The organism is Kutzneria viridogrisea DSM 43870, from assembly GCF_000525635.1.
Taxonomy (GTDB): Bacteria; Actinomycetota; Actinomycetes; order Mycobacteriales; family Pseudonocardiaceae; genus Kutzneria; species Kutzneria viridogrisea.
The window spans coordinates 4053829-4070968 of record NZ_CP007155.1 but is presented as its reverse complement, the minus strand read 5'-3'; the positions used below and the strand labels follow the sequence as shown (position 1 = coordinate 4070968).

General features: G+C 70.1%; 11 protein-coding genes. 1 reads left to right on the top strand and 10 read right to left on the bottom strand.

All coding sequences use genetic code 11. The annotated features are described in order from the left end of the window. Positions 1-99: 99 nt before the first annotated feature. From KALB_RS44000 to KALB_RS18120, 10 genes are all read right to left on the bottom strand, one after another. The gene (locus KALB_RS44000; RefSeq protein WP_025357141.1) at positions 100-1293 is read right to left on the bottom strand and encodes an amino acid kinase family protein; all 1194 of its coding nucleotides are present in this window, start codon (positions 1291-1293) and stop codon (positions 100-102) included. Next, positions 1290-2666, bottom strand: coding sequence for an aspartate aminotransferase family protein (locus KALB_RS18160; protein WP_025357140.1), 1377 nt, complete (start codon positions 2664-2666; stop codon positions 1290-1292). The genes KALB_RS44000 and KALB_RS18160 overlap by 4 nt, the downstream gene beginning before the upstream one ends. Then, complete coding sequence (locus KALB_RS18155) at positions 2663-6763, bottom strand: Pls/PosA family non-ribosomal peptide synthetase (RefSeq protein WP_025357139.1); 4101 nt, start codon at positions 6761-6763, stop codon at positions 2663-2665. Before KALB_RS18155 ends, KALB_RS18160 begins: the two co-directional genes overlap by 4 nt. Positions 6764-6965: 202 nt before the next feature. Continuing rightward, positions 6966-8036, bottom strand: coding sequence for an inositol-3-phosphate synthase (locus tag KALB_RS18150; RefSeq protein ID WP_025357138.1), 1071 nt, complete (start codon positions 8034-8036; stop codon positions 6966-6968). 44 nt (positions 8037-8080) lie between these two features. Beyond that, the gene (locus KALB_RS18145) at positions 8081-10000 is read right to left on the bottom strand and encodes an ABC transporter ATP-binding protein (protein WP_025357137.1); all 1920 of its coding nucleotides are present in this window, start codon (positions 9998-10000) and stop codon (positions 8081-8083) included. Continuing rightward, a complete protein-coding gene (locus KALB_RS44835) occupies positions 9997-12219 on the bottom strand; it encodes a phosphotransferase (RefSeq protein WP_025357136.1) in 2223 nt (740 codons plus the stop codon). The genes KALB_RS18145 and KALB_RS44835 overlap by 4 nt, the downstream gene beginning before the upstream one ends. A 1-nt stretch (position 12220) precedes the next feature. Beyond that, positions 12221-13030 carry an ATP-grasp domain-containing protein gene (locus tag KALB_RS18135; RefSeq protein ID WP_158510763.1) on the bottom strand — a complete coding sequence of 270 codons (810 nt, stop codon included), beginning with the start codon at positions 13028-13030 and terminating at the stop codon, positions 12221-12223. 367 nt (positions 13031-13397) lie between these two features. Then, entirely contained in the window at positions 13398-14021 is a 624-nt protein-coding gene (locus tag KALB_RS18130) for a hypothetical protein (protein WP_063750697.1), read from the bottom strand. Beyond that, positions 14018-15343 (bottom strand): phytase, encoded by a 1326-nt coding sequence (locus tag KALB_RS18125; RefSeq protein WP_025357133.1) that lies wholly within the window; start codon positions 15341-15343, stop codon positions 14018-14020. Before KALB_RS18125 ends, KALB_RS18130 begins: the two co-directional genes overlap by 4 nt. A 256-nt stretch (positions 15344-15599) precedes the next feature. Next, positions 15600-16226: an HD domain-containing protein gene (locus KALB_RS18120; RefSeq protein ID WP_025357132.1), complete on the bottom strand. Its 627-nt coding sequence runs from the start codon at positions 16224-16226 to the stop codon at positions 15600-15602. Between the two features lie 154 nt (positions 16227-16380). Here KALB_RS18120 and KALB_RS18115 point away from each other — a divergent pair, with 154 nt between their 5' ends. Next, the gene (locus KALB_RS18115; protein WP_025357131.1) at positions 16381-17070 is read left to right on the top strand and encodes a hypothetical protein; all 690 of its coding nucleotides are present in this window, start codon (positions 16381-16383) and stop codon (positions 17068-17070) included. Positions 17071-17140 lie beyond the last annotated feature (70 nt).

Genomic DNA, 17140 nt, shown 5'->3' with positions numbered 1-17140 from the left:
TGCCATGGCCACCCCGCGTCTCCCCCGAAACGCGCACAGGTGAGGAATCCGTCCATCACTTGATCTCGTGGCAGTGCAGCGAATCCGGGATTCCCGCCCTCACGCGGCGGTGACTCGTGCACCCCTCTCACCCAGCAACACCGCGGCTGCGGCGCCGACCTGTTCGCCGGGTATGAGGTAGTTGGCCGTGTGCCCGCCCGCGAAGCCGGCCAGTACCGGGATCGACGCAACCTGGAGTGCCCGCAGGCCCTCGTGCACCCGTCGTGCGCAGTCCCCGTCGTCCTGGCTGACAACCGACAAGCGTGCACAGTTCGCGGTGGCACCGGTGAGCAGGTCCGAGCAAAACTCGCCCAGCCGCTCCACCCCAGCGCGGGTGAGGCAGACCAGGACCACCTCGCTCGCGGCTACGGCGCTGTCCACCTCCGAGCCCAACCGCGGCAAGGCGGACAGCGCCCGCGAAGTGGGCAGCGGCGCGATCGTCAGCCCCGTCGTGCAGACCAGCGCCTGCACCCCGGCCCCGGACTCGTCGCTGAACTGGACCCCCTCGGTCGCGGTCACCTCCGTTCCGCACTGCGCGCCGACCCGTCGCACCAGCATCGGTACCCGGTGGCGCCACCCCGCGGACACGGCTCTGCCCTGCACCACCTGGTTGCCCAACGCGGCGAGCAGGCTCAGCGCCGGATAGCTGACCCGGGTCAGCCGCCTGCCCGCGGGGAGCAGGCCCGGATCGCAGGTCAGCACACCGTCGACGTCCTTGACAATCTCCACGCGGGCGCCCAGCGCCGCCCCCACCGCGACGGCGGTCAGGTCGCTGCCGCCCCGGCCGAGCGTGATGATCTCGCCAGTGCCGTCCACGGCCTGGAAGCCCGCGACGACCGGAATGGTGCCCGCGGCGAGGATCGTCCGCAGCCGCTGCGCGGTGGCCGCACTGACGAACGGCTCACTCCGCCGATCGGCTGCGCACAGCACGGCCTTGCCCGCGGCCAGCGTGACCGCCGGCATGCCGCTGGCGGTGAGCAGGTGGGCGGTGAGCGCCGTGGCGATCGCCTCACCGCAGGACAGCATGAGGTCACGGGTGTGTCGCGTTGGCCGGACGCCGTTGGCCAGCAACAGGTCCAACAGCGTGTCGGTGGCGTAGGCGTCACCGCGGCGTCCCATGGCCGACACCACGACCACGGGTGACATGCCGCGGTGCACCGCCCTCGCCACGTCCTGGACCACCAGTGCGCGGCTGACCTCGTCGGCGAGCACCGTGCCGCCGAACTTCATCACCAAGGGCAGCACGGGCTTCACGGGGACCCCACGGGGCTGCTCTGTTCCACGGCCGCGATCAGGATGGCGCAGGCGGTCTCCACCACCTCGGCGGTGACGTTGAGCGGCGGCAGTATCCGGACGACGCAGTCCTCCCGGCCACCGAGCTCGACGATCAGCCCGTTGCGCAGCGCACGAGCCTGCACCCGTGCCGCCAGTGCGCCCGCCGGGCGGCCGTCGGCCGGGTCGGCGAGCTCGACACCCCACATCAGTCCGCGCCCGCGCACCTCGCGCACCCAGGGGTGCTCGCGCAGTCCCGCGAGCAGGTCGGCGATCTGCTCCCCGCGTTGCCGCACGTTGTCCAGTATCCGGTCGCGCCGGACGATGCCCACCGCCACGGTGCCCGCGGCGAACGCCAGCTGGTTGCCGCGAAAGGTCCCGGAGTGGGCGCCGGGCGCCCAGGTGTCCAGCCGCTGGTGGTACAGGATCAGCGACACCGGGGAGCCGATCCCGCTCAGCGCCTTGGACGCGACGATCACGTCGGGTTCGATGTCGTACTGCTCGAAGGCGAACCACGTGCCCGTGCGCCCGCACCCGGTCTGCACCTCGTCCACGATCAGCGGGATGCCCAGCTCGCTGGTCAGCGCGCGGACCCGCCGGACGAAGTCCCCGCGGGCGGGCACGACCCCGCCCTCGCCCTGGACCAGTTCCAGGATCACCGCGGCGGGTGAGGCGATGCCCGCGTTGCCGTCCCGCAGTGATCGTTCGAGGTAGCTGACGCAGTTGGTGGTGCAGGTGTCCCGGACCAGGTCCAGCGGGCACCGTCCGCAGTAGGAGTACGGGAAGAAGTGCACCCCGGGCAGTCCGTTGGCCACCGGGCGCTTCTGCGCGACCGACCCGGTCAGCGCCATCGCGGCGTGCGTGCTGCCGTGGAAGCTGCCCTGGAAGGCGAGCACGTCGCCCCGTCCGGTCGCGGTCTTGCAGAGCTTGACCGCGGCCTCGACCGCGTTGGCGCCGGTCGGTCCGCAGAAGTGCACCTTCATCCGGTCGCGCAGGCCCGGGGGCAGCATGGACAGCTGGGCCTCGCTGAAGGCGTCCTTGGCCGGAGTGGGGAAGTCCAGGCCGTGGGTGAGCCTGCCGAGCTGGTCGGTGACGGCCCGGACCAGCTCGGGGTGGTTGTGGCCCAGGGACAGCACGCCAGCGCCGGTGAGGAAGTCGATGAACACGTTGCCGTCGAGGTCGCGGACGAAGCTGCCCGCGGCCTCGGCGATCGCGATGGGCAGACGCCGCGGATAGGCCCGTGCGCTGGATTCCCATCGCTCCTGGCGGGCGAGCAACTCGGCCGAGCGGGGACCCGGCAGGTCGCAGGTGACGTGCGGGCCCTGTCGGGCCGCGGAGTGGTCGAGCAAGGTCATGAGAGCTCCCGGGGTCGGGCCAGTGGGGCGTGTGCGATGGCTGGTGCCGGAGGCGCACCGATCTGCCTGGCCGGGTTTCCCCGCCACCTGCTGCCAGCGGCGACCTCCTCCCCCTTCATGAGGAAGGAGTCGGCGTCGAGCACGGCGCCCTCCCCCATCCTCACCGCGTAGTGGACAAGGGCGTTGATGCCCACCGTGCAGTCCGCGCCGATCGTGATGTGGTCGGATTTGAAGACGCCGTCCTCCAGCGAGTGGCCCTGGATCGTGCTGCCCTCGTTGAGGGTGCATCCCCTGCCCAGGGTGACCAGGGACCGCTCGGATATGACGCAGCCGTTGTCGAGGACACGGCCGCCCGTCCGCACTCCCTGCAACCGCAGCACCACGTTCTTGAACGTCGTGCCGTTGAGCACCCGCTGGTACTGCAACGCGCTGAACTTCCAGAACCGTTCGTGCAGCCAGTAGTAGGGATCGTAAATCGAGCAGAACCGCGGTCGGAGCTTCCGAAAGGCCATGGCCGCGCGTTCCATGAAAACGAAGTACCCGATCGTGACCACCGGGGCGACCACGATGTACAGCGCGAAGGTGGTCGGCCCGAACTCCGGGTAGAGCTCACCGGCGATCATCACCAGCAGCAGCTGCACGAGGAAATGGACCCAGTGCGCGAACAGGTAGATGCCGATGGTGGCGGCGTTGTGCCGGTTCTTCGCGGCAAGGCGGCGTCGTCGCAGCGGGCCGCCGGCCAGCTCGGTGAACCGCGCGTCGCGGCGGACCGATCGCGGTATCTCGAAGCTGGGTGATCCCAGCAGCCCGACGCCCTCGCGGGCCGGACCGTCGACCGGGACCATGACCTTCGTCGCGAACAGGCAGTTGTCGCCGGTCGTGGCGCGCGCGGGGTAGACGACGTTGGTGCCCAGGAAGCTGCGCGCCCCGATCCTGGCCCGCGACAACCGGAAGGAGCTGCTCGAGTAGTCGGCGTTGATCACCGACAGGCCGTCGGAGACCATCGTGCCGGTGCCGACGGCGACGTGGAACGGCGTCTCGTGCTTGAGCGCCAGCCCGAAGTTCGACCCCGTCTGCTCCACCACGCCCAGGTCGTACCCGAGCCAGATCAGGTAGTGCACGATGTAGGAGCTGTCGCCGAACAGGTTCATGAACGCCTGGCTGTTGGTCAGGCGCGCGATGACGCGGTGCGCCCAGTAGTGGAACCCGTAGAGCGGGTAGACCACGTCCGGGCGGAGCACCAGGTTCAGCACCTTGGGAACCGTGCCCACGAGTACGAGGCCGAGGAGCAGTGCGCCGAGGAACACCACGCCGGACAGCACCACGGCATCCCGGTAGAGGACCCAGTTCGACAGCACCGCGGCCGGGGATCCGGACAGTTCGGTGAAGGTCGGGAACAGCTGCACCAGCTTGACCACGAGCCCGACGCCCAGCGGCAGGTACAGGCACAGCACGCCGCACAACTGCGCCAGGCAGAACGCGATCCGCCGCACCGAGCCGCAGCCGACGGGGCCGATCACCCGGTAGTCCACATCGGACGGTTGCGCGGGCGAGCCGTGCCAGCTCTGCCCGGCGGGCACGGTCTGGGCGGTCTGGAGCGAGGAGTTGTGCCCCAGCTGGGACCAGTCGCCGAGCGAGGTGCCCAGGTCGAGCACCGTGGCCTCGCCGACGAGCACGTGCCTGCCCAGGTGGACGGGCCCGGTGTGGATCAGCCCCGACCTCGCGCGGTAGCAGGTGAAGTAGGAGTCCTTGCGGATGACCGTGTTCGCCCCGATGGTGAGCAGGTCGGTGCACACCGGCACGATCCTGGAGAAGATCACGACCCGTGGACCGATCGTGGCGCCCAGCGCCCTGAGGTAGAGCACGTACAGGGGGGACCCGGTGAACAGCACCAGTGGACTGGAGCGGATCAGCGCCTTGACCGCCCAGAAGCGCAAGTAGGCCAGGCTCCACACCTGGATCTGCTGCGGTTTCCAGCGGCCGATGAGCAACCATTTCGCGATGATCGGCACGGCGCACAGCCCGGTGAAACCGGCCACCCCGTACTCGACCGCGCGCAGGTAGGTGGCCAGCAGTCCGTCGCCCTGAGAGATCCAGGCGTACCCCCCGACGGCGAGCAGCGCGACACCGTAGGAGTAGGCGAGGAAGAACAGGAACTGCAACGCTCCACAAAGGACGTACCTCAGCGTGCTGACGGCCGGCTCGGTGGCCGCCTGGTCGCCGGGTTCCGGGGTGGCGGGCGTGCCGGGTGGCTGTGCGGCGGCCAGGCTCCGGATGGTCGGGTGCAGGTAGACCTCCCGCATCGACACCGGCATGAGGTCCCGGTGCGCCCTTGTCCGCGCGCACAGCCGTGCCATCAGCAGCGAGTTGGCGCCGAGGTCGTCGAAGAAGTGGCTGTCCACCGACACCTGCTCGACGCGCAGGATCTGGGCGAGTTCCGCGGCGAGGTACCGCTCGGTGTCCGTGGCCGGGGCGACGAGGTGGTGCGGCGCGGCGCCGCCGCGTTCCCCGCTGGGCGCGGGCAGCCGCTTGCGGTCGGCCTTGCCGCTGGCGAGCACGGGAATGGCGTCGAGTTCCTCCAGATAGGTGGGCACCATGTAGCCGGGCAGGTGGTCGGCCAACCACTGGCGGACCAGCCCCGGGTCGACGCGGCCCCGGCTCCTGCTGGCGGTGTAGTAGGCGACCAGTTCCGGCATCCCCGGCTCGGGCTCGTACGTGCTGACCACCGCCTGCGCGATTCCCGGCGCCTGGGACAGCACCGACTCGATCTCGGTCAGCTCCACGCGAAAGCCCCGGATCTTCACCTGGGTGTCGAGTCGGCCGTGGTACTCCACCTCACCTTGGTCGTTGACCCGCCCCAGGTCACCGGTGCGGTAGATCCGTCCCGAGGGGTTGTTCCCGATGCCGAGGAAGTCCGGCACGAACGCCCGGTCGGTGAGGTCCTCACGGTTGACGTAGCCCTCGGCAAGGCCCGGCCCGGCGATGCCGATCTCGCCCAGTTCGCCGCGGGCCAGCGCCCGGTCCTCGACCGGGTCGAGTACCACCACGGAGTAGGTGGGCAGCGGGACACCGATGGTCACCGGCCGGTTGGGGTGCAACGTGGTCCAGGTCGCGGTGACCGTGGCCTCGGTGGGACCGTAGACGTTGAGGAACCGGCGACCGGGCAGGTGCCACCGGTTGACCAGGTCCTGTGGGCAGGCCTCGCCGGAGACCAGCAGGAACCGCAGGTCCGGGAGGTCCTCCTCCAGCGTGGCCAGCAGTGTCGGCACGCAGCACAGCGCCGTGACGGCCCTGGCGGTCAGGAACTGGTGTAGTTCGGCGCCGATCAGCGGGCCGCCACCGGGTTTGGGGACCAGGGTCGCGCCGGTCACCAGCGGCACCCAGATCTCCTCCACGGAGAAGTCGAAGGCGATGGTCATGCCCTGGTAGACGCGATCCTGTGGGCGCAGCCCGTAGACCTCCGCTGCGACGCGCACGAAGTTGCAGATGCTGGCGTGCTGGATCGCCACGCCCTTGGGGCGGCCGGTGGACCCGGAGGTGTAGACGATGTAGCACAGCTCGTCGACCGGTTCGCCGCGTTCGGACTCGGTGAGGCAGCTGTCGTCCTGCTCGTCCACGAGTCGCTGCGCCTGGTCGAGGCTGACCACCGTGCGGGTTTCGGCGCGCTCGGGCAGGTCCGCCGAGCAGAGCACCATCCGCACGCCGGCGTCCCGCAGGATGTAGGACAGCCGGTCGGGTGGGAAGCCCGGGTCGAGCGGCACGTAGGCGGCGTTGATCTTGAGTACCGCCAGCATGCCGAGGTAGCAGTGCACCGGCTGGTCGAACAGCAGACCGATCCGGTCCCCCGGCCGGGCGCCGAGGGCGAGCAGGTGCCGGGCGAGTTGGTTGGCGCGCCGGTCCAGTTGGTCGTAGGTGAGCGCCTGGCCGTCGGCGTCCACGGCCAGGCGGTCGTGGTGGCCGCTGGCGCGCAGCACGCGGCAGCGCTGCTCGAACAGGTGGTGCAGTCGTTCACCGCGTCGCCAGCGCGGCCCGCGCTCGCTTGCCGCGCCCACCAGGACCAGCTCCGCGAGCCGAGTGGTCGATTCGATCCCGGTCACCAATCCTCCTTCTGCACAAGCCGCGACTGAATCCGCAGTCATGCCGGACAGACAGCCCACTGGTCGGCGCACGCGAAACGATCAGAATCAACACCCGACTCGGCGGCTTTAGATTTTCATTACCAATTCACGCCGTATTCGAAAGTAGCAACAATTCACGTGCCAGCGGCGTAACCGCCGCGCACGCCCATTTCCTGCTCGTTCAGCGCTCCAGTTCGCCCCGGATGAACCGTTCCACGGCCTGGTGTGCCTCGGCGTCGGAGTACTGCTCGGGCGGGGACTTCATGAAGTAGGAGGACGCGGACAGGATCGGGCCACCGATACCCCGGTCCAGGGCGATCTTCGCGGCGCGGATCGCGTCGATGATGATGCCCGCGGAGTTGGGGGAGTCCCAGACCTCCAGCTTGTACTCCAGGTTCAGCGGCACGTCCCCGAACGCGCGGCCCTCCAACCGGACATAGGCCCACTTGCGGTCATCCAGCCACGCCACGTAGTCCGACGGGCCGATGTGCACGTTGCGGGCGCCCAGGTCCCGGTCCACCTGGGAGGTCACCGACTGGGTCTTGGAGATCTTCTTGGACTCCAACCGGTCGCGCTCGAGCATGTTCTTGAAGTCCATGTTGCCGCCCACGTTGAGCTGCATGGTGCGGTCCAGCAGCACCCCGCGGTCCTCGAACAGCTTGGCCAGCACCCGGTGGGTGATCGTGGCACCGACCTGGGACTTGATGTCATCACCCACGATGGGCACCCCGGCCTGCGTGAACTTGGCCGCCCATGCGGGGTCGGAGGCGATGAACACCGGCAGGGCGTTGACGAAGGCCACCTTGGCCTCCAGGGCGCACTGGGCGTAGAACCGGTCAGCGTCCTCCGAGCCCACCGGCAGGTAGGACACCAGCACGTCGGCCCCGGTCTCGCGCAGTACCCGCACCACCTCGACCGGGTCCTCGTCGGACTCCTCGATCGTCTCGCGGTAGTAGCGGCCCAGCCCGTCCAGGGTGTGCCCGCGCCGCACCGGCACGCCCAGCGGGGGCACGTCGGCGATGGTGACGGTGTTGTTCTCGCTGGCCACGATCGCCTCGGACAGGTCCCGGCCGACCTTCTTGGCGTCCACGTCGAACGCGGCGACGAACTCGATGTCCCGCACGTGGTAGTCACCGAACTGGACGTGCATCAGCCCGGGCACCCTGCTGCCGGGCTCGGCGTCACGGTAGTAGTGCACGCCCTGCACCAGGGACGCCGCACAGTTGCCCACGCCGACAACAGCCACCCGCATACCCCGGTGGCGCCCGCGTACTTCTGGTTCCGTTCGTTGGTTTGTCATGTGGTCCGCACCCTGCCTTCCCGGTGAGCACTGGCGTGATCACCCAGATCCAGCTCGACCGGTTCGGTCGCATAGCGGTTCTGCTCGGCGAGCAGCCGCGCGAACACGCCTGCCCGCGCCTTGAGTTGCCGGTAGGTCCCCCGTTCGACGATCCGGCCGCCGTCCAGCACGGCGATCTCGTCCACGTGGCCGAGCATGGCCAGCCGGTGCGAGATCATGATCACCGTGCGGCCCTCGGTGAGCCGTTCGATCGCGCGCATCACCTCGACCTCCGCCTCGACGTCCAGGCTCGCGGTCGGCTCGTCGAGCACGAGGATGGGCGCGTCGCGCAGGATGGCCCGCGCGATCGCGATCCGTTGTCGCTGCCCGCAGGAGAAGTTGCCGCCGTGTTCGTGCACGGGAGCGGCGTAGCCGCCGGGCAGTTCCATGATCATGTCGTGCAGGCACGCCTGGCGTGCCGCGGCGACCACTTCCTCGTCGGTGGCCCCGGGTCTGCCCAGCAGCAGGTTCTCCCGGACGCTGCCCTCGAACAGCACCGAGTCCTGTAGGACCATCCCGATGTTGCCGCGCAGGAACTCCAGCGGGTGCTCACGGGTGTCCACACCGTCGACGGTGATCGAGCCCTGCCACGGCTCGTGCAGGCGCGCCAACAGCTTGACCATCGTGGACTTGCCGCCCCCGGACAGGCCGACCAGCGCCAGCCGAGTACCGACCGGTACCTCCAGGTCCACCCCGCGCAGCACCGGTTCGCCCGGCCGGTAACCGAAGACCACGCCCGCGAAGGCCACCTCGCCCCGCGCCCGGCCCGGCAGGACGCGAGCGGGCCCGCCCGGCAGCTGGTCCTCCCTGGGCTGGTCGAGCACTTCCTGGACCCGCTCCACCGCCGCGGCGGCGGCCGACACCTGCAACATGAGCTTGGACAGGTCACGCATGGGTTGGTAGAGCAGCTTGGAGTAGGCCAGGAACACCGTCAGTGTGCCCACGGTCAGGCTGCCCGCCGGGATCGTGACCAGCCACAGCGTGAAGTCGTGTCCGGCGGCGACCCACGCGCCGACCACGACGATCACCGTGTTGCTCACCGTCAGCAGGAGGATGACCAGTGGGCTGAACTCCGCCTGCCGCCGTCCCGCCCGCAGCGCGGGCCGGCGCTGCGCCTCGGCGCGCTCGGCGAACACGCGCCCGGCCCACCGCTCCAGGGTGAACACCTTGACCTCGGCGATGGCGCCGATCATCGAGGCGGCCACCTCGGCGACCCGGCCCGCGGCCCGGGCGGCCTGTTTGGACGCTCGCTTGGTGTGGTGCGTGTAGCAGGCGACGATCACGAAAAGCGGTGGCACCACGCACATCGACAGCACGGTGAACTGCCAGCTGATCGCCAGCATCACCACCAGGATGCCGACCAGGGTCAGCAGCCCGGACAACAGGTCCACCAGGCCGTCGGTGACCAGCTTGCCGATGTCGGAGATGTTGCCGCTCAACCGCTGCACGACCTCCCCCAGCCGCTGCCGGCCGTGCCAGGCCAGCGGGGTGCGCACCAGGTGGTCGAAGACGCGGGTGCGCAGTGCCGCCTCCAGGTCCTGGCCGACGAAGGCGGCCACCGACCGCCGGACGAACGCGACCAGTGCCTCGGCGGCCCCCAGGAGCAGCAACACCGTCGCGGAGGCGAGGATGACGGCGAACTGCGAGTGCCCCGGGGACACCGGCCGCGGCCCACCGGGCGCCAGGCCGTCCAGGGCGGTGAGCAGCGGGGCGAGCGGGGGCAGGCTCGGATCACGGTCGTTGATGATCTTGTCGAGTATCCACTTGAGCGGGAACGCGGCCAGCACGCTGCCCGCCACCCCCACGAAGGTCAGGCCGATCGCGGTCAGCACCAGCACCCGGCGCCCGCGCAGGCCGTGGAACAGGAACCCGATCATGCCGCACTCACCGCCCCGCTCTCGAAGCGCCGCAAGCAGTCCCATGCCACGGCCAGCGCGGCGTGCAGCGCCCGTGGCCGGGGGCTGGCGACGCGGCGGGAGTGCCGTGAGGCGATCTTGAGCAGTACGGCGGCCTCGTAGAGGTGGGCACGTCGGCGCACCTCGTCCACCTCCCCCTCGGCGAGACCGCCGGCGAGCAGGCCGTCGAGGTGCACCTCCAGGAACCGCTGCCGGGCGGCGTGGCACCACGCCCCGCTCTCCGCCTGCCGCAGCGCTCGGCCCCGTGGCCGCAGGTAGGCCAGGAAGTAGCCCTGGTCCAGCGCAGGGTCCCCCAGGCCGGTGCCATCGAAGTCGATCACCACCGGTCGAGTGGGTCCGCAGAAGACCACCTGGCTGGGCTTGAAAGCCCCGTGCACCGGGGTCCGCACAGTGCTCGGCGCGGACCGCAGCGCCTCGACCAGTGCGGAGGACAGCCGCGCCATCTCGCCCGCGAAGCCGGGGGCGTGTCCTGCCAGCGCCGCCGCCCACCCACGTGCGCGCCGGGCGTACGTGGCACCGCACGTCAGGTCGGCCAGGCCGTCGGCAGGGCAGTCCACGTGCAGCCGGGCCAGGGCCGTGGCGCAGGCAGCCACCGCCGCCACGGCCGTCTGGGGATCCTCGCTCGCCCAGTGCGGGCTCAGCAGCTTGTTGCCGTCGACCTGGCCTTGGCGGTCAGCGCCACCAGCGGCCTCGCTCAGCACCAGGTCGAGCTCGCGCACCACCGCCAGCGGCCGGGCCACGAAGGGCATGCCCGTACACCACAACGCCTCCGCGACCCGGTGCGCCACGAGCCCCACGCCGAGGTCCCGGTACACCTTGCCGTACACGACGAGCTCGCGCAGGTCGGCGCGATCCCTTGCGGCGGCGGTGATCTGGTAGCGGATGACGCACCGCGACCCCGGCTTGTACCGGATCGGGGTCGCTCGAACGGACACCACCCGCGCGGACGGATCGTCGAGGACGAGTCGGCACGCGTCGGCCAACCGAGTGCTCAACTGGTCGCCCGGTACGGGGCCGAGCGCGGCGGGCAGACCGGGCAGTCCCTCGTCACAAGGGAAGGACCGCACGGTAAGGCCGATCGAGGGCAGTTCCACCACGGTTGGCCGCACACCTCGCACCGCCAAGGACCCGACACCGGCCAGCAGATCGGTGACCCCCGGGTCGGCGGCGGCATGCTCGGCGAGCGAGGCCAGGAGCACTGGCCGGGCCGAGCCCGCAGCGTAGCTGACCACAAGCCCCTGCCCTGGCTTGCGCCGTACGCGGGACACCCGTAGCCGCACATCCGGGTCGCTGACCAGCCTGCCGACCGCGCGGTGCAGGGCGGGCAGGACGGTCGGGGCGACTCGAGGCGGTACGACGGGCACTGTCCCCGCCCGCTGAGCACGCCGACTCGCGACCTCGCGGACCAGCGCCGCGAGGGCCTGCGGTGCTCCGGACACGCCACGGCATCCGGGAAAGGCATTGATGTCAACGACAATCGGCCCACGAGCGGTGAGCAGCACGTCAACCCCGTGTACCAGCAAGGAGAAGGCCTCGCCGATGCGGCGGGCCAGCGCCCGCAGGCCGGACTTGAACGCCTCGTCCCCCACCGGGTGCGTCGTTGCCGGGGCATCGGGGTCAAGTCGGCTCCGGCGCCGTGCCAGGAACACCTCCTCGCCGATCGCCCACAGCTTGTAGTCCCAGCCGTCGTTGGGGAGGAACTCCTGCACCACAACGGGTTCACCGGCCCACCGCGCTTCCAGCGAGCGCAGCTGGCGGAGGTCGTCCACCTTGGCCACCAGGTCAGCGCGGCGGCTGCGCGTGCTCTTGACCACGACCGGGAACGCATGACTGGACGCCTGGCGGACGAACTCGGAAAGCCGAGTGAAGGCGTGGGTGGGCGCGAACGGCAGACCCGCCACGGTCGCGCGCCGGGCCATGCGAAGCCGGTGCTGGCAGTTGGCGGTGCCCACGGGGTCGTTGACGACCACGCCGCCGCTGCGGCGCAGCGAGTGGCCGAGGGCCACAGCTCGCGCCGAGCGCGACTTGAGCAGGTAGACGTCGGCGAACCGGACGGGGTCGGCGAACTCGTTGGCGTGGCTGGGATCCAGCACCTCCACGGTGTCCGTGGGCGCGAGGATCTCCGCGAAGGCAGTCAGCGTCGGGTGGTCCCTGGTGTCGCTCAGTACGCAGATGTGCATGTCAGCACCCGCTCTGGGCGTTCACCGGCCGCTGCGGGACAGGTGGCAGCTCGACACGCCGCTCGGCGGCCAGCCGCAGCACCCCCCGCGCCACCCGGCCCACCGCGTCCGGGACGCAGCGGAAACTCGGGAAGTCGTTGATGTCGACCACCATCCAGCCCTCCGGCCCCTCGACCAGGTCGACCCCGAACAGGTCGAGCCCGAACACCGCGCCCACCTCGGTGACCAGTTCGGCGACGTCGTCGGCCAGCGCGATCATCTGGTCCCGGACCGGGGCGTCGGGGTGCAGCGGAGAGCGTTGGGCAGTCGCGTACAGGGTTCCGCACGCCGCGTAGACCTTGATGTCCGTGCCCGGGTTGGTGATGTAGGGCTGGGCCAGCAGGAAACCCTCGCCGAGGACCTTTCCCCGCACCTTGGCCAGTTCCGCGCGGTCGCGCACCAGGTAGACCGAGCGGCAGGAGCTGCCGTTGGCGGGTTTGACCACCAGTGGGTAGTGCTCCAGCGGGACCTCGTAGAGCAGGTCGGGGGTGGACACGAAGTAGGTCAGCGGGAAGGGCAGGCCGTGGTGCCTGGCCACCGCCGCGGCCACCGCCTTGTCCCGCACCTTGCGGATCGCCGAGACCTTGTTGATCGTCGTCAGCCCGGCGACCGAGGCCGCCTCGAGCAGGCTCAGGCCGGGCCCGCCGGAGACCGTCTTGAGCACCCAGGCGTCGTGCTGGCTCTCCCACAGCAGTTCGGTGATCCTGGTGGCCGACCGTTCTGGTTCCAGGATGTCGACCTGGTGGCCCCAGTTGGCGATCTGTTTGGCCACGGCGATTGGCATGCTGTCGTTCCGATAGCAGTTCTCCACAATGAAGCACATCTTCAACTCGCACTCACCCCAACCCGGTTGCCTAGGTCGAACAGGCGATGAAGCCGCACCAGAAAGGGGTGGCCGCACGCGAATCCGCGCATCAGAGAAATGGCGATACAGGGCACCAATCGGTTTGACGCGTCACCTTCTACTGACTTTCCGATTTACACCGTCATGTCCGGGATCGCCACTGGCGAACCCATTGCCGGTAATGTTCTAGGCTACGCCCGGAAAACACGCGACAACCAGGAGGCCAACTGCGTGGCTGCACTGCGTGCGGGGCGCCGGAACAGCCCGGCGCCCCGCAGCACTGCCTAGTGGAACATCACGTCCTGGGCAGGTCCCCGTCCAGCAGCGCCTGCGCCCGCTGGGTGAAGCCCCAGCCGGTCCCGGTGCGGGTGAACAGCCAGATCTGGTCGAACCGGTCGCCCGACCACCTCGTCGGCGGGGCGGGTGACACCGGTCCCAGCAGCTGGCCGATGAGCGGGATCTCCCCGTGCTCCCAGCAGATCAGTGTCGAGCCGGTCAGCCTGGCCACCTCGGCGACCAGTTCCACCTCATCCCCCTTGGTGTAAGTGGTGTTGACCCGGAGGCCGAGCCGGGCCGCCAGCGGGGACACCGTCTGCGCCATGCGGTGGCGCTTGCCGTCCGCGGTCGGGGCGGCCGCGTAGATAGCCGTCGGGGCACGTAACCCGGCCCCCGCACCGGTGAACAGGCCGACCAGTGCGCCCGCCCTGGACCACCCGCGCGGGTTCAACGAGGAGCCGTCCTGCCTGCCGTCCGCGGTGACGCCGAAGGGCGGCCCGCTGTGCGCGGCCTTCTCACCGTGCCTGATCACCATGACGAGGTCAGCCGGGGCAGCGGCTTCGGCCGTGGCGGCGACAGGTAGAGCTGTGGCCAGGCCACCTGCCGCCAGCAACCGCAGCGCGGCACGACGCGAGGCCCTCATCGGCCCGTGGTGGTGTCGACGAGCAGCGGTGACGGGAACGATTCGGCCACGTGCTCCCAGCCGACGAACTTGAAGTCCGTGTTGTTCCGTTTCCCGCCATTGGGTGCGACGACCTCTGGTGTGTTGTCGCCGTCGTGCACCACGAGCAATCCCTTGGGGTATTTGTCACCGAGTGGCACACCGACGACCGCGGCACCATCGGAGTGTTCGGCCCCGTCGACGGTTTTTCCCGCAGCGACCCGGAACGAGCCAACGTAGGCGTTTCCGGGCTCACGCCGGTAGACCGCGAACGTGCTGTCCCCCTGGCTGGAACAGATCAGGTAGCCGGAACCGTCCCGCCCGTAGTACAGGGTGAGGCCTTCCACGTCGGCGGAGACGTGCTGGCCACCGAAACCGGGATCGCGCGGGTTGACGCACTTCCCGCTCTCCGGGTCGTAGGTCTGCGAGACCCCGAATTCCCGGACCTTGTCGACCAGGACCGGCGTGTCGTCCAGCCGGGCGGACATGCGCCAGATGCCCACGTCCTCCTGCCCGGCGTAGAGCACCCCGGTCTGCGCGTCCACGACCATGCCCTCGGCCTGGGGCCCCTCGTCCGGATCGGCGCAGGGCTGCCAGGTGGTGCCGTCGGGCAGCGTGAACCGCGCGGGCAGGTCCAGGGTGCGCACCACCTGGTAGCCGATCTTGTCCTGCTCGGCGACCAGTCGCAGCAGTGCGAGCCTGGTGCTGTGCCGCTGGGTCACCAGCACGTAGGCCGCGCCCTGCGCCCGGTCGTACCAGGCGGCCAGGCCGTAGGCGGTGTGCTGCCGGTCGACCTGGCCCTGATCAGCGGAGAAGACCAGCGGCACGTCCGGCGCGGTGAGGTCGGTCAGCGGCTTGCCGTCCTCGGACTTCCCGGCGATCCGGTAGATCCGGACCTGGTCCAGGCCCCGGTCGGAGACGATGGCGAGGTCCTGCTCCCCGGCACCGAGGGCGACTCCCTGGAGCACGTCGACGTTGTTGAACCGGCTCGGCTTGCGCGCCGAGGCGGGCGCGGCCGGGGTGGGGATGTGCTGCACGAGCTCGCCGGACAGCCGGTAGGCGTACAGGCCGCCCTGTTTCGCGGTACCGATCACGAGGCTGCGTTCGCCACGGTCCCGGTCCACCCAGATCCCGATGTCGTCCGCATCGGCGTACCCGCCCCTACGGTCGTTGAACAGGGCGGGGGTCTCGGCCTCGGCCGAAATGGAAGGAATCGCGGTCGGGTTGTCGTTCGGAGCGGCGATCGGGGGTGTCCCGATGCCCAGTAATGCCACGGTGAGCCAAGCGAGGGATGTGTTTCGCATTGGTCCTCCTGTCGCAGTGCACCGCACTGGTGGCGCGGAGTTCGCACAGAGTGGAGGAGGTGGGCGAACACCGAGTGGTACCCAACCGAACGAGAAGCGACAAACAGAAAGCGCGCGAGCCTCACACACCCGTTGACAGTTCACACAACATTTCGCGCGAGTTCCAGCCCTCGGACGTTCCCACAGAATTAATCCACAGACAGTGGCGCACGACAGCGAATGCCGCTGCTCGAATCAGCACCCCACAGGAAGAAACCTATGTCCAATTCCGGCCGGTGTCCACACCCTGCCAGCCGGTGCACTCCCCCGGCGCCGGAACGAGGACCTCCGCCAGTCGGCGCTCCACTCGCTCGGCGATCTCGAGCAGATAGGGTCCGCGCACCGCGTGCACCCGGGCGTGCGGGGAATCCGGGCCGTGCCGCCGCAGCACCTCGGCCAGCCGCTCGCGGATCGCCAGGCGTTCCCCTTGGTGCCCAACGGTCTGGTCGGCACAGGTGAGCGCGTCGGCCACCGCGGAGGACTCCTGCGGGTAGGCGTTGAGCAGCTCCGACACGCCGAGTTCCCGTGCGATCAACCGGGCGCCCGAGTGGTGGGCGACCAGGGCGCTGATCCGCGGCGGCCAGCCTTGGCGATCGAGGTAGCGGGCCCCGTCCAGTGGGTGGAACCCGGTGAGCACCAACGGTTCGGCGTATCCGATGTCGTGCAGCCAGGCCGCGGCGACCAGGACGGCGCGCTCGGCGATCGGGACGGTGAGGGCGAGTTCCTCGGCGCGACCGGCCACGCCCGCGGTGTGCCGCCAGCGGCTGTCCATGCGCGCGAGCAGTCGGTGCGCGAGCTCACGGGCACGGTCGACGCCGTAGGGGAAGCTCGCTCCCGTGACCACCCGGCCAGGCTAACCTCGTGTGTCGTTGCGACACAGAGAACACCGTGGCAACAATCCGCCAACTTCCACAGCGTCGTGCGCGCTGACGCCATCTGGCGCGCTGTGGCCAGGTCGGAACGATGACCGGCCGGGAGGACCCGGCTAGCCTCGCCCGGTGATCAGATTCCCCGTCCTGGCATTGAAAATCGACGACACCACGGCCGTGTGGATCGCGGTGGGCACCTGGTTCGGGGTGCTGACCCTCGCCGCCGCGGCGGTCACCGGCTTCTGGTTCGTCCGCAGGCACGCGGCGCGCGCGGACGCGGACCGCAAGCAGGTCTCCGTGCTCCAGGGCCAGCTCGCGACCCAGCAGCAGACGTGCGAGCACCAGCTCAGGATGGTGCGGGAACAGTTGGCGGACCGCAAGAAGGCCACCGAAGGGGTGCTGGAGGTGTTGGTGGCTCACCGCGAGGAGCTGCGCGGGGCCGCCACCGAACGCAGGCGGCACGCCGCTGAGCAGCGCGTGGCGCAGGCGCGGCGGGTGTTCCTGTTCTGCGAGCGCCCATCCTCCGGGGCGAAGTCGGGTGTGGTCACCGTGTCGGTCTACAACGACAGCCAGGAACCGATCCGCGAGGTCCGGCTCCGCTGGCACAGCGGCACCGGGCCGTGGCTGGTCAGGGGCACCGACATCGACGAGGTCCGGCTGCTGTCGGCCGACGAGTCGTTCGAGCGCGCCCGCGCGTGGCCGGGCGGCGGCGAGGTGGCCGAGGCCGGGGCGGTGCTGGAGTTCACCGACGTGGCCGGGGTGCGCTGGCAGCGCCGCGAGCACGGTGCGCCGATCGAGGTCGCCGAGCGCGATGCGTGATCGGGCGTTCAGGTGTCGAGTTCCCGGCGGGTCAGGACGAAGTCGTTGTGCGCCAAGGTGTTCGAGAGAT

Excerpts from the sequence above, each read along its gene's own strand:
- KALB_RS18160 (WP_025357140.1), bottom strand. The coding sequence starts at position 2,666 with ATGACCTTGCTCGACCACTCCGCGGCCCGACAGGGCCCGCACGTCACC.
- KALB_RS18150 (WP_025357138.1), bottom strand. The coding sequence starts at position 8,036 with ATGCGGGTGGCTGTTGTCGGCGTGGGCAACTGTGCGGCGTCCCTGGTG.
- KALB_RS18145 (WP_025357137.1), bottom strand. The coding sequence starts at position 10,000 with ATGATCGGGTTCCTGTTCCACGGCCTGCGCGGGCGCCGGGTGCTGGTG.
- KALB_RS44835 (WP_025357136.1), bottom strand. The coding sequence starts at position 12,219 with ATGCACATCTGCGTACTGAGCGACACCAGGGACCACCCGACGCTGACT.
- KALB_RS18130 (WP_063750697.1), bottom strand. The coding sequence starts at position 14,021 with ATGAGGGCCTCGCGTCGTGCCGCGCTGCGGTTGCTGGCGGCAGGTGGC.
- KALB_RS18125 (WP_025357133.1), bottom strand. The coding sequence starts at position 15,343 with ATGCGAAACACATCCCTCGCTTGGCTCACCGTGGCATTACTGGGCATC.